The sequence below is a fragment of the Streptomyces aurantiogriseus genome, from assembly GCF_014649375.1.
GTDB lineage: Bacteria > Actinomycetota > Actinomycetes > Streptomycetales > Streptomycetaceae > Streptomyces > Streptomyces aurantiogriseus.
In genome coordinates, this window is sequence record NZ_BMSX01000004.1 from 155,697 (window position 1) to 168,111 (window position 12,415).

8 protein-coding genes are annotated in these 12,415 nt (G+C 71.4%); 2 read left to right on the forward strand and 6 right to left on the reverse strand.

All coding sequences use genetic code 11. The annotated features are described in order from the left end of the window. Positions 1 to 47 precede the first annotated feature (47 nt). Together IE263_RS10180 and IE263_RS10185 are read left to right on the forward strand one after the other, a co-directional pair. Entirely contained in the window at positions 48 to 1,742 is a 1,695-nt protein-coding gene (locus tag IE263_RS10180; RefSeq protein ID WP_189934604.1) for a sodium:solute symporter family protein, read from the forward strand. 36 nt (positions 1,743 to 1,778) lie between these two features. Next, positions 1,779 to 2,162 (forward strand): hypothetical protein, encoded by a 384-nt coding sequence (locus IE263_RS10185; RefSeq protein WP_189934606.1) that lies wholly within the window; start codon positions 1,779 to 1,781, stop codon positions 2,160 to 2,162. A gap of 43 nt (positions 2,163 to 2,205) precedes the next feature. Here IE263_RS10185 and IE263_RS10190 read toward each other — a convergent pair whose 3' ends face one another. The 6 genes from IE263_RS10190 to IE263_RS10215 form a co-directional block, all read right to left on the reverse strand. Continuing rightward, entirely contained in the window at positions 2,206 to 3,135 is a 930-nt protein-coding gene (locus tag IE263_RS10190) for an aminoglycoside phosphotransferase family protein (protein WP_189934608.1), read from the reverse strand. Positions 3,136 to 3,358: 223 nt separating this feature from the next. Beyond that, on the reverse strand, positions 3,359 to 4,066 hold the full coding sequence (locus IE263_RS10195) for a helix-turn-helix transcriptional regulator (protein WP_189934610.1): 708 nt from the start codon (positions 4,064 to 4,066) through the stop codon (positions 3,359 to 3,361). Positions 4,067 to 4,357: 291 nt separating this feature from the next. Beyond that, on the reverse strand, positions 4,358 to 6,685 hold the full coding sequence (locus tag IE263_RS10200; protein ID WP_229910884.1) for an outer membrane protein assembly factor BamB family protein: 2,328 nt from the start codon (positions 6,683 to 6,685) through the stop codon (positions 4,358 to 4,360). A 124-nt stretch (positions 6,686 to 6,809) separates the two neighbouring features. Beyond that, positions 6,810 to 8,633 (reverse strand): outer membrane protein assembly factor BamB family protein, encoded by a 1,824-nt coding sequence (locus IE263_RS10205; protein WP_189934612.1) that lies wholly within the window; start codon positions 8,631 to 8,633, stop codon positions 6,810 to 6,812. A gap of 580 nt (positions 8,634 to 9,213) precedes the next feature. After that, on the reverse strand, positions 9,214 to 11,019 hold the full coding sequence (locus IE263_RS10210) for an ABC-F family ATP-binding cassette domain-containing protein (RefSeq protein ID WP_189934614.1): 1,806 nt from the start codon (positions 11,017 to 11,019) through the stop codon (positions 9,214 to 9,216). A gap of 186 nt (positions 11,020 to 11,205) precedes the next feature. Further along, a complete protein-coding gene (locus IE263_RS10215; protein WP_229910885.1) occupies positions 11,206 to 12,333 on the reverse strand; it encodes an N-acetylmuramoyl-L-alanine amidase in 1,128 nt (375 codons plus the stop codon). Positions 12,334 to 12,415: the final 82 nt, after the last annotated feature.

Sequence of the window (12,415 nt, forward strand, 5' to 3'; positions counted from 1 at the left end):
GTCACCACCACAACCAAACAGAGAACCCCAAGCGAAGTGAGCAGTGCATGCGAACCCCCACGTATTTCGCGGCAGAGCCCCTGGCTGCGGAGCTACGGCTCCCCACCAACTGGCTCGACTACACGATCCTCGGGATCTACTTCGTCGTCGTCCTGGGCATCGGCTTCGCCGCCCGCCGCTCGGTGAAGACCAGCCTCGACTTCTTCCTCTCCGGCCGCTCCCTGCCCGCGTGGATCACCGGCCTCGCCTTCATCTCCGCCAACCTGGCGGCGACGGAGATCCTCGGCATGGCCGCCAACAGCGCGCAGTACGGCGCGTACACCGTCCACTGGTACTGGATCGGAGCCATCCCGGCGATGGTGTTCCTGGGCCTGGTGATGATGCCGTTCTACTACGGCTCCAAGGTCCGCTCGGTCCCCGAGTTCCTGCTGCTGCGCTTCGACCGGGGAGCCCACCTGCTCAGTTCCCTGCTGTTCGCCTTCGCCGCCATCCTGATCTCCGGCGTGAACCTGTACGCGCTCGCCATCGTCGTCGAGGCGCTGCTGGGCTGGCCGCAGTGGGTGGCGATCGTGGTCGCGGGCTTCTTCGTCCTGGCGTACATCACGCTGGGCGGTCTGTCCTCCGCGATCTACAACGAGGTGCTCCAGTTCTTCGTGATCCTGGCGGCCCTGATCCCGCTGTCGGTGCTGGGACTGAAGCGGGTCGGCGGCTGGGACGGCCTGACGGACTCGCTGACGAAGGCCCGCGGCGACGACTTCGTGACGGCGTGGGGCGGCACGGGCATCGGCAGCGACAATCCGCTGGGCGCGAACTGGCTGACGATCGTGCTGGGCCTCGGCTTCGTGCTGTCCTTCGGCTACTGGACGACGAACTTCGCGGAGGTCCAGCGCGCCCTGTCCGCGCGGAACCTCTCGGCGGCCCAGCGCACGCCGCTGATCGCCGCGTTCCCGAAGATCTTCATCGTCTTCCTCGTGATGATCCCGGGCCTGGTGGCGGCGGTCCTGGTCCCGCAGATCGGCACCGCGGACTCCGACCTGCAGTACAACGACGCGATCCCGTACCTGATGGAACAGCTGCTGCCCAACGGCGTGCTGGGCATCGCGGTGACGGGTCTGCTGGCGGCGTTCATGGCGGGCATGGCGGCGAACGTGTCGTCCTTCAACACGGTGTTCACCAACGACATCTGGGCGAAGTACGTGGTGCTCGGACGGGAGGACGCGTACTACGTCCGCTTCGGCCGGCTGATCACCGCGATCGGCGTGCTGGCGTCGATCGGCACGGCGTTCCTGGCCTCGTCGTTCTCGAACATCATGGCCTACCTGCAGACTCTGTTCTCCTTCTTCAACGTGCCGATGTTCGTCGTCTTCATCGTCGGCATGTTCTGGAAGCGGGCGTCGATGAAGTCCGGCTTCTGGGGCCTCCTGGCGGGCACCACGGCCGCGATGGTCAACTACTTCGTCCTCTACAAGCAGGACGTCATCGGCATCCCCACCGACCAGGGCGCCAACTTCGTGTCGGCGATCGCGGGCTTCGTGGCGGGCGCGGTGGTGATGGTCGCGGTGTCGCTCTTCACCGCTCCGAAGCCGGCGGAGGAGCTCCAGGGCCTGGTCTACGGCACCGTCTCCCCCGGCATGGCCGAGCCGCCCGCGCCGGGCGACGAGGCCTGGTACCGCAAGCCGGCCCTGCTGGGCTGGGGCGCGGTGATCCTGGCCGCCGCCTGCTACATCCCGTTCTCGTTCTGAGCCCGCCGACGCCGATCGCGGGAGGATGGAAAGACCATGTCCGAGCAATTCGAACCCGACGAGCGCGCGGCGGCAGCCGAGCGGCTGCGGCACGCGGGTTTCTCCGAGGCCGACGTCCAGCGGGAAGTCACCGAACTCGAGGAGAAGTCCGCGACCGCGGCCCGCATCTTCGACCTGCGCCGCATCATCGGCGGCCTGTTCGTCGTCTACGGCGTCATCGTCACCATCACCGGCCTGACCGACAGCGACGCGGATATCGCCAAGGCCCAGGGGATCAACATCAACCTGTGGACGGGCCTGGGCATGCTGCTGCTGGGGATCTTCTTCCTGGTGTGGCTGAAGCTGCGGCCCGCGGCCCATCCGACGCCGCCGGTGCCGCCGGTGCCGCCGGAGGCGGTGGAGGAGAAGCGGCCGGAATGACACCTGTACGGCTGTCCGTGGGCCTGGTTCGGCAGGGCTGACGTCAGGCGGTGCCGAACCAGGCCCGGGCGAGGGCGGGGAGGGTGCCCTCGAGGGGCGTGCCCAGCTCGCGCAGGTACCAGGGAAGGTTGCTGTACACGTGCAGCAGCGTGTACGCGAGGAGGGTGTCCGGGTCGAAGGTGTGGCCGTACGCGGCGCAGAGGCGGGCGAGCAGTTTGGGGTCGCCGCGGGTGACGAAGAGGCCGACACCGACGAAGTCGTAGGCGCGGTCGCCGATCATGGCGGGCTCGAAGTCGAAGAGGCCGGTGAGGCGGTGGGTGGCGGGGTCGAGAAGGAAGTGCTGCTGCATGACCTCCGTGTGCAGGAGGGAGGGGCCGGGCTGCGGGGTGCGGGGCAGCGGGACCGAGGCGAGGAAGCCGGGGATCTGCTCCACCCAGGCGGCCGCAAGGCCACGCTCGCGCTGCCGCTCCACGGCTCCCGCACGCTGCCGGTCCAGGAAGGCTCCCCAGTCGCCGGGACCGAGGACGTCCTGGAGGGGGCTGGGGTCGAGGGCATGGAGAACGGCGAGGGCCTCGCCGATCTCGGTGACAAGGCGTTCGCGGTCGGCGCGCGGGACACCGCCCCAGGTCTTCGCGAGGTTCTCGCCGGGGAGACGGGACATGAGGACGTACTGCCAGCCGTTGTCGTACGGGCCGAAGGCGTGGACGTCGGGGGTGCGGATCGGCAGCCTGCCCTGGAGGTGGGAGAGGACGCGGCCCTCGGCGATGCCGTCCTCGGCCGCGGCGCCCGGGAACAGCTTCAGCACGTGGTCGTCACCGACGGCGTAGACGGGCTGCGAGCCGTCCGGGAAGCGGGTGAGGGGGACGCCGGCGAGACCGAGGCGGGCGGCGAGGGCCTCCGCGCCGGGGCGCATGATCGTCTCGTCGGGGACGATCGCGTCCCACTGTTCGTCGGTTTCCACGGGGGGCAGCATGATCGGCACGGTAGGCGGCGGCCCCTGCCCGGACAACGGAGTTTCGCCGCGCGAGCACGGTTCGATGGCGTCGAGGGGCCTGCCGACCGTCACGGGCTGTCTTGCGCGGCTTCGGCGAGGGGACGGCCGGCGATCTGGTTCGACAGCGAACGCCGGCCATTCACGGTGACGGTCGAGGGCGAGGAGGCCGCGGCCGGCGGAAGTCCCGTGCGCGGCGCCGCGGTTACGACTCCGGCCCCGCGTCCGTCTCCCGAGGCCCGTGCGGCAGCGGACCCGCCCGGTCCAGCAGTCCCGTCCGCGCCGCCAGCGCCGCCGCCTCCAGCCTCGAGCCCACCCCCAGTTTCATCAGGACCCGCTGGACGTGTGTGCGGGCCGTGGACGGGGCTATGCCCATGCCGGCCGCGATCAGGCGGGTGTCCTCGCCGTCGGCGACGCGGACGAGGACCTCGACCTCGCGCGGGGTGAGCATCTGGAGCAGACGCTGGCCCTCGTCGTCGGGCTGGGCGGCGGGGTTCAGCAACTCGCTGAAGGCGCCCTGCAGGAGCTGGGGGGCGACCGCCGCCTCGCCCGCCCTCGCCTTCATGATCGCGCGTTCGACGCCCTCGATGCGCTCGTCGTGCCGTACGTACCCCGAGGCGCCGGCCGCGAAGGCCGCCGCGATGCCGCGCGGGCTCGGGACCGGGCCCAGGACCAGGACGGCGACCTGCGGCCGCTCCCGTTTGATCCGGACCACCGGGTCGAAGATCCCCGGCTCGGCCGGGGTCGCCGTGCCCAGCAGGCACACCTCCGGCGCCCGCGTGATCACGAGTTCCGCCGCGCCCGCGGCGGGCGCCGCCGCGGCGAGCACCCGGTGCCCCCGCAGTTTCAACGCCGAGGCGAGCGCCTCGGCGAGCAGTCGGTGGTCGTCGACCACCATCAACCGCACTCCCATCGAGCAACCCCCCAGTCCCCCCATGGATGCCCACACGGACACACAGGCAAAGCCAGATACCACCATGTGCACCTGGATCCTGCGCACAGACACGCACAGACAAAAGGTGCCCCCCGGCACCTCGTCCTTCATGCCCCCGGAAGCTACACGCTTGTTCGACGTTGCGCTGCCCCTACTCGTGAGAAGTGCCCCGGATCGCCGAAATTCCTCTCATTCGAGGGTGATGAGCGGTACGCGAACGGCCCCGCCCCTGAGCAGGGGCGGGGCCGTCGACGGCCGCCACGGGGGCGATCAGCCGCTCGTGCCGAACGCCAGCGCCAGGTACTCCTTGTCACCCGAGGCGGAGTCGTCCGCGTACCCCGAGGCCATGTACAGGTGACCCTGGGAGTAGATGATCTCGGAGTACTCCGGGAGCATGCCGGCCTCCGCGTCCCGCACCGACTCGGTGGCCGGGTTCTGCATCAGCTTGGTCTGCTTGAACGAGCCGCCGTCGATGCTGACGATCTGCCCGCCCTCGTCGTACGGCGGCCGCTTGTAGGCGATCAGGTTGCTGCCGTCCATACGCAGCGGGGTGAGCTCGTAGCCGTCGCCGGCGTCGGCGCGCTGGCCGGTCTGCTTGCCGGTGGTCAGGTCGAAGGCGACGATCTCGTTCGTACGGCTGTACTCGCCCGTGCCGTCGTGCTCCTCGGTCGGCAGGTACAGCCGGCCCGCGCCGACCGCGATGCCGGAGCAGTGCTCGATCCTGGTGATGCCGTCGCAGCGGGCCGCGAACTGCTCGCCCGGCGCGGAGATCCGGGTCTTCAGCTTGCCGGTCTTGTTGTCGATGGAGAAGAAGTCCGAGATGCCGCTGCCGTCCTGGGCGCTGTCGCCGACGTCGGCGGCCACGACCAGCGGCTCCGTCGACACGACGCTCGCGTACTCGATGCCGGTCGCCATCTTGTACTCGGAGATCACCTTCCCGGAGGCCGGGTCGATGGTCTGGATGTGCAGCTCGCGCGCGTCGAAGTCACCGCACTTGCGCACCGCGACCAGCTTGGGTCCGCCGCCGTAGCCGGCGTCGTAGCAGGTGTCGGCCGGCTTCGGCGCCCACAGCTGCTTGCCGGTGTCGATGTCGAAGGCCGCGCCGCCCTCGGTGGCGCCGAGGGCCACCGTGTTCCCGCTGACGGTGACGTTGTCGAAGGTGACCGGGTAGTCGCCGGACGAGACGGTCTTCGTCCACAGCTGCTTGCCCGCGGCGAGATCGATCGCCGCGACCTGGGTGCAGCCGGCCGAGGAGTCCTTCGCGGGCATCTTCGGCTGGAAGACGATCGCCGTCCTGCCGTCGTCGGTGGCGTGCTCACTGGCCGTGCACACCGGGCCGGGCAGCTTGATCGTCCACAGCTTGGTGCCCTTGTCCGGGTCGTAACCGACGACCTCGGCGACACCCGACTTCACGTATGCCTTCTCGGTCAGCCAGGAGCCGCTCACGATCACGCTGTCGTCCTTGGCGACCGTGGGCGACGGGAGCTGGAAGAGGAGCTTGGAGGCGGGGTCGGAGGGCACCTTCTCGGTGCCACCGGAAGAGGTGCCTCCGGAGCCGCCCTTGTCGTCGCCGCCTCCGCCGGTCGTGCCGCCGGAGCTCGCCGTCTCGTCCTTCTTGCCGCTGTCACCCGAGCTCGCGTACCAGACGCCACCGCCGACGATCAGCGCGATCGCGACGACCGCGGCGACGATGATGGCGACCTGGGCGCTGACCTTGCGGCCACCGCCGCCCGGCTGACCCGGCTGGGGGTGCAGGGGCATGGTGGGCTGGCCGGGGTAGCCGTAGCCCGGCTGCGGGTAGCCCGGCTGACCGGGGTGGCCGGGCTGGCCCGGGTAGCCGTAACCCGGCTGCTGGCCGTATGCCGGTTGCTGGCCGTACGCGGGCTGTTGGCCGTACGGGGGCTGCTGGCCGTACGCGGGCTGGTGGGCGTAGGGGTTCGGCTGGCCCGGCTGACCGGGCTGGCCCGGTGCCGGCTGGCCTGGTGCCGGCTGGCCTGGTGCCGGCTGGTTCGGGTAGCCGTAGCCCGGGCCGGTGGGGGGCTGGGGCGGCTGGGCGGGCGGGGCTGCCTGCGGGTAGCCGTAGCCCGGCTGGGGCTGCGGGGGCTGGGGCGGGGTGCTGGGTGCCTGCGAGGGCTGTGCGGGCTGTGCGGGCTGTGCGGGCTGGCCGGGCTGTGCGGGCTGGCCGGGCTGTGCGGGCTGGCCGGGTTGTGCGGGCTGGCCGGGTTGTGCGGCTTGGGCCGCCTGGGCTGCCTTGGCCGCCTCGAAGTTCCGCAGTACCTGGTCCGCGGTGGCCACCTGGTGGGGCATGGGACCGCCCGGGTCCTTGCTGAGCTGCGGGCCCTCGGGCGGGGCCTGCGGTGGCGGGGCCTGGGGCTGAGGGGCGGCGGGCTGGGGGGCGCCGAAACCGCCCTGGGGCGGGGCGTCCTGCGGGGCCTGCGGCGGCTGGGGCTGCTGGGGCTGCTGGGGCGCGCCGAAGCCGGCCTGCGGTGGGGCGTCCTGCGGCGGAGTGTCCTGCGGCGACGCGTCACGCGGGGGCTGGTCCTGGGGAGGGGTGTCCCGCGGGGGCTGGTTCGGCGGTGGGGGCGGCGGCTGGGTCATGGTGTGGGTACCTCGGGAGAACGCTCGGGGAGACGGGGCACGGGGCCGGGACGACAGGGCCGGGGAGAGCGGAGGGGCCGGGCGGCTGCGGAAGTACGCGCCGCCGCGGCCGGGGTCGCCCGCCTCACTTGCCGTAGGCGAGCATCAGCTTCTCCTTCGTGTCGTCGTTGCCCGTCAGCCGGGTGGAGGAGAGGTAGAAGCGCCCGTCGACCCAGGCGACGTCCTTCGAGTAGAAGCCGTTCTCGATGCCGACCGTGCTCTCGGGCATCTGCAGCAGCGTCGTGGGCGTGTGCGTGGAACCGGCGACAGGGATCGACACGACCCGGCCGGCCGCGTCGTACGACGGCTCGACGTACGCGACGAGGTTGCCGCCCTCCAGGCGCACCGGCAGCATCGACTCGTCGGCCGGGGACTTCACACGCCACTTCTCCTTGCCGGTGGCGAGGTCGATCGCGACGATCTCGTTGGGGCCGGTCGTCGCCTGGGTCGGCAGGTACAGGGTGTTGGCGTCGGCGGCCGTGCCCACGCAGCCGCTCAGGTTGCGCTGGAGGATGGCCCAGCCGCACTCCGGCGCGAAGTCCTCGTCGAAGGCGACCTGCGAACGGAAGCCGCCGCCCGGCTTGAACGCCGCGATGTTCCAGACGTTCTTGTCCTTGTTGGTGCTGTAGACGACCAGCGGATCGACGGAGTACGCGCGCTCGACCGTCCAGCCCTTCTCGAACGCCTGGGTCCACTTGACCTTGCCGGTCGCCGGGTCCAGCTCCTGCACCTCGTCGTGCTCGTTCGCGCCGGTCGCGTCGCAGGACGCCACCGAGAACAGCTTGGTGCCGCCCGCGAAGGCGGTGGGGAAGCAGGCGTCGCCGTACCTCTTCTTGTCCCACAGCTTCTTGCCGGTACGGACGTCGTACGCGGTGCCGGACTGGGAACGGCCCACCATCAGCGTGTTGCCCGTGAGGGACATCTGGATGCTGAGCACGCTGTCGAACAGCTCACCGTCCTCGACGACGGCCTTCCAGCCCTTGGCGCCGGTGTTGAGGTCGATCTGCTGGAGCTCGTTGCACTTGGCGCGCTCGCTGGTGCCGCTCATGTACGCCACGACGACCTTGTCGTCCGCGGTCTTCTGCGGTGTGACCGCGCAGATCTTCTGCGGGAACGTGAGGGTGTCCCAGGTGGGCCTGCCGTCACCGACGTTGTAGGCGACGATCTCCTTGTAGGCCGCCTTCACCGCCGTCTTGGAGGTGATCCACATGGCGGGGGCGTCGGCGCCGGAGGCGGGGGCGTCGGGTGCCTCCTTGTACCAGAGCACCTTGGCCTCGCCGGCCTTGCGGCCCGCGTTGAAGTCCTCCGGGTCCTCGCCGCCGTCGCCGCTGCCGTCGCCGGGGTTGACGGGGCTCTCGCTCGCGGTCGCCTTCCCGTCGTCGCTGGGTCCGGCGACCGGCTTCTTCTTGCCCTCGTCGTCCCCGCCGCCCGTGACCGCGAACACCGCCCCGCCGATCACCAGCAGCGCCGCCACCGCGGCCCCGACGACGAGGGCGGGCTTCCCCTTGAAGGGGTTGCGCGAACCGGGCGCCGGGGCGCCGGGGGCACCGGGGAACTGGGCTCCGGGCGGAGGCGGGTAGCCGTAACCGGGCTGCTGTCCGTAGGGTCCGCTCGGCTGGCCGTACGGGCCCGGCTGCTGCGGCCCGCCGTACGGTCCGGGCGCGGCCGGGGCGCCGTAGGGGCCGGCCGGCTGGGCGTACGGGCCGGACTGCGGCGGCTGTTGCTGCGGGTGGCCGTAGCCGGGCTGCGGGGCCTGTGGCGGCTGGGCCGGCATCTGCGGCGCGCCGAAGCCGCCGCCCTGCGGGGCCTGCGGAGCCTGTGGCGGCTGCGGTGGCTGGTCCTGGGGCGGCTGCTGCTGTGGTGCTCCGAAACCGCCCTGCTGCGGCGGCTGGTCGGGCGGCTGAGTCATCAGCGTGTTCCCCCTCGTTCACTGATTTTTAGCCACGCCCTGAGGTTCGTTACGGACCCAGAGTCGTTCTCACATGGTTCTCAGACGGCTCTTTCTATCACCCGGCACCGACAGCACACCGGCTCGTATCCGCCCCTGTTCCCAAGGGAGCACACCGCCGTGATGCCGTCGTTATGCGCCTTCACGCCCCCTTCACGCAGCGCACGCGCCGTCATCGCGCGCGGGGAGTGGGGGAGTTGGGCGGGGCGCGGGTGGGGGTTGTTCACGCCAGGGCAGGTGGGGGGCTTGGGGGGCGTGGGTGGAGTGATTCGCGCCAGGGGTGGTCAGGGGTGGGCTGCGCGAGCGGGGGTGAGGCGCGCGGTTGGGGCGTGCGGTTGGGGCGTGCGCGCCGACACCGGGGGCGCGCGAGGGCGTTACGGGCGCCGCAGTGGGCGGCGCGTCAACTGGTTGCGGGCGGCGCGTCGACCGGTTGCGGGCGGCGCGTCGACCGGTTGCGGGCGGCGCGTCGACCGGTTGGGCGCGCCGGGCGGAGCGGCGCGCCGCGGCTCACGGCGCGCGCAACCGCCGCACGCGCCCCTGCCTACGCGTCCTCCGCCAACTCCAGCCAGCGCAGTTCCAGTTCCTCGCGCTCCCCGGCCAACTCGCGCAACTCCGCGTCGAGTTTGGCGACCTTCTCGAAGTCGGTGGCGTTGTCGGCGATCTGGGTGTGGAGTTTGGTCTCCTTCTCGGAGATCTTGTCCAACTGGCGCTCGATCTTCTGGAGTTCCTTCTTGGCGGCGCGCTGGTCGGCGGCGCTCTTCTCCGGTACGGCCTTCGGGGCGGCCGGCGTGGCGGCGGCCGCCACGGCCTCCTCCATGCGGTGGCGGCGTTCCAGGTACTCGTCGATGCCGCGCGGCAGCATCCGCAGGGTGGCGTCGCCGAGGAGGGCGAAGACGCGGTCGGTCGTGCGCTCGACGAAGAAGCGGTCGTGGGAGATGACGATCATCGAGCCGGGCCAGCCGTCGAGGAGGTCCTCGAGCTGGGTGAGGGTCTCGATGTCGAGGTCGTTGGTGGGCTCGTCGAGGAAGAGGACGTTCGGCTCGTCCATCAGGAGACGCAGGATCTGCAGGCGGCGGCGCTCACCGCCGGACAGGTCCCCGACCGGCGTCCACTGCTTCTCCTTGTTGAAGCCGAACGTCTCGCACAGCTGCCCGGCCGTCATCTCGCGCCCCTTGCCGAGGTCGACGCGCTCCCGCACCTGCTGGACGGCTTCCAGCACCCGCCAGTTCGGGTCGAGTTCGGCGACCTCCTGGGAGAGGTAGGCGAGCTTGACGGTCTTGCCGACGGCGATGCGGCCGCCCGCCGGCTGGTTCTCGCCCTGTGTCCGGGCCGCCTCGGCCATGGCCCGCAGCAGGGACGTCTTGCCGGCGCCGTTGACGCCGACGAGGCCGATGCGGTCGCCGGGGCCGAGCTGCCAGGTGACGTGCTTGAGGAGCACCTTGGGGCCGGCCTGGACGGTGACGTCCTCGAGGTCGAAGACGGTCTTGCCGAGCCGCGAGGAGGCGAACTTCATCAGCTCGCTGCTGTCGCGCGGCGGCGGCACGTCCTTGATGAGCTCGTTGGCGGCCTCGACCCGGAAGCGCGGCTTGGAGGTGCGCGCGGGGGCGCCCCGGCGCAGCCAGGCCAGCTCCTTGCGGACGAGGTTCTGCCGCTTGGCCTCCTCCGTGGCCGCGATCCGCTCACGCTCCGCGCGCGCGAAGACGTAGTCGGAGTAGCCGCCCTCGTACTCGTGGACGTCGCCGCGCTGCACGTCCCACATGCGGCTGCAGACCTGGTCGAGGAACCAGCGGTCGTGCGTCACGCACACGAGCGCGGAGCGCCGCTCGCGCAGGTGCTGGGCGAGCCAGGCGATGCCCTCGACGTCGAGGTGGTTGGTGGGCTCGTCGAGGACGATGAGGTCCTGTTCCTCGATGAGCAGCTTGGCGAGCGCGATACGGCGCCGCTCACCGCCGGAGAGCGGGCCGATGACGGTGTCGAGCCCCTGGGGGAAGCCGGGGAGGTCGAGGCCGCCGAAGAGGCCGGTGAGGACGTCCCGGATCTTGGCGTTGCCCGCCCACTCGTGGTCGGCCAGGTCCCGGATGACCTCGTGGCGGACGGTGGCCGCCGGGTCGAGGGAGTCGTGCTGCGTGAGCACGCCGAGCCGCAGGCCCCCGGAGTGGGTGATCCGGCCGGTGTCGGCGTCCTCCAGCTTGGCGAGCATGCGGATCAGGGTCGTCTTGCCGTCGCCGTTGCGGCCCACCACGCCGATGCGGTCCCCTTCGGAGACGCCGAGGGAGACGCCGTCGAGCAGGGCACGCGTGCCGTACACCTTGCTGACGTTCTCGACATTGACCAGGTTGACGGCCATTTCTCTCCTGACAAGGGGGACGATCGACCCTCCAGGGTAGTCGGCGGGGCCGGTGGCCATCGGCGGGCAGGGTTTCTCGCCCTCGCCGCCCCTGCCCGTCCCCTTTCCGGGGCGCCGGTTTCCGGGGCAGCAGTCAGGGAACGGCCGTGCGCCCCGGGGGCACCACCACCCGGGGCGTACGGCGTTTCAGTGGCTCGGGCGGGCCGCTGCCGCCCGGACCTCGTCGAGAAGGTCGTACATCGTTCGGCCGGGGCATTCGGTGTCCAGCCAGTCACGGTGGCCGGAGACCGTCGTCACGTCCTTCGTGACGCCGTTGACCGGGTTGACGTAGGTGATCTTCGCCTGGGGGTCGAGGCCCTTGAAGCGGGCGATCACCTTGATCAGGCGGATCAGGGCCTTCTTGGCCGCGTCCGTCGGCGGTCGGTCGGTGAGGGTGCCGAGGAAGGCGATGCCGAGGTTGCCGGAGTTGTAGCCGGCGGTGTGGAAGGCGGTGACGAGCTTGCCGTCCGGGTCGAAGGCGGGGAGGGCGTCGTCGCCGGAGTAGCGGCCCTCGTAGACGGTGCCCGCCTCGTCGATGAGGAAGTGGTAGCCGATGTCGCCCCAGTCGAGGGTGACCGCGTGGTACTCGTAGATGCCCCGGACGGTCGCCGCGGGGTCGGGGTCGTCGTTCGGCGTGTCCGTGTGATGGACCGTGATCGACTGCAACGGGTAGTACTGCTCGGGCGAGTTGACCTTGCCGTCCTTGTAGCGCTTCGACTCGTCGGCGCCCCATGCCGGCCGCGGCAGGTACGGCACGCCCCGCACGCGCGTGGGCTCGGACGGGACCTTGAAGTGGCGCGCGGGGCCGTCGGTCGTGTCGATCGCGAGGGCGCGCACGGCGCTCGCGCCCGCGGGCGCCTTCAGCTCGTACGCCGTGGCGTCGCCGGCCGCGATCAGCGCGGTACCGCCGTCCTCGACGGTCGCGCAGCCGCCGTTCAGCGTCTGCCAGGTGCCGGGGGACGCCGTGCCGTCCGTGAATCGGATGCCCGCGCCGGCGCGTGCGCCGCTCCAGCGGACGCCGACGTAGGAGGCGGCGAAGGCGGCCGTGGCCGCGCCGGCGCCGGTGGCCGCGTCCGTGCGGGTGGCCGGGAAGGACTCGGTCTTCGTGCCGGACGGGGAGGCGCCGGAGCCGGAGCCCGAGTCGTCCGAGTCGGTCGCGGCGAACACCGCCGGGGTGAGGGCGGCCCCGGCGGCGACGGCTCCGGCGGCCCCGATCACGCCACGGCGCGAGAGGGGCGTCTTCCTGCGATGGGAGGGGGTGGGGGGTTCGGACACGGATGTGGCCTTCCACAGTGGTTCACGGGGGGGGAGCGCCGCGTGACAGTACGTCACATGCGGTGCTTTAAACATCAAGCGA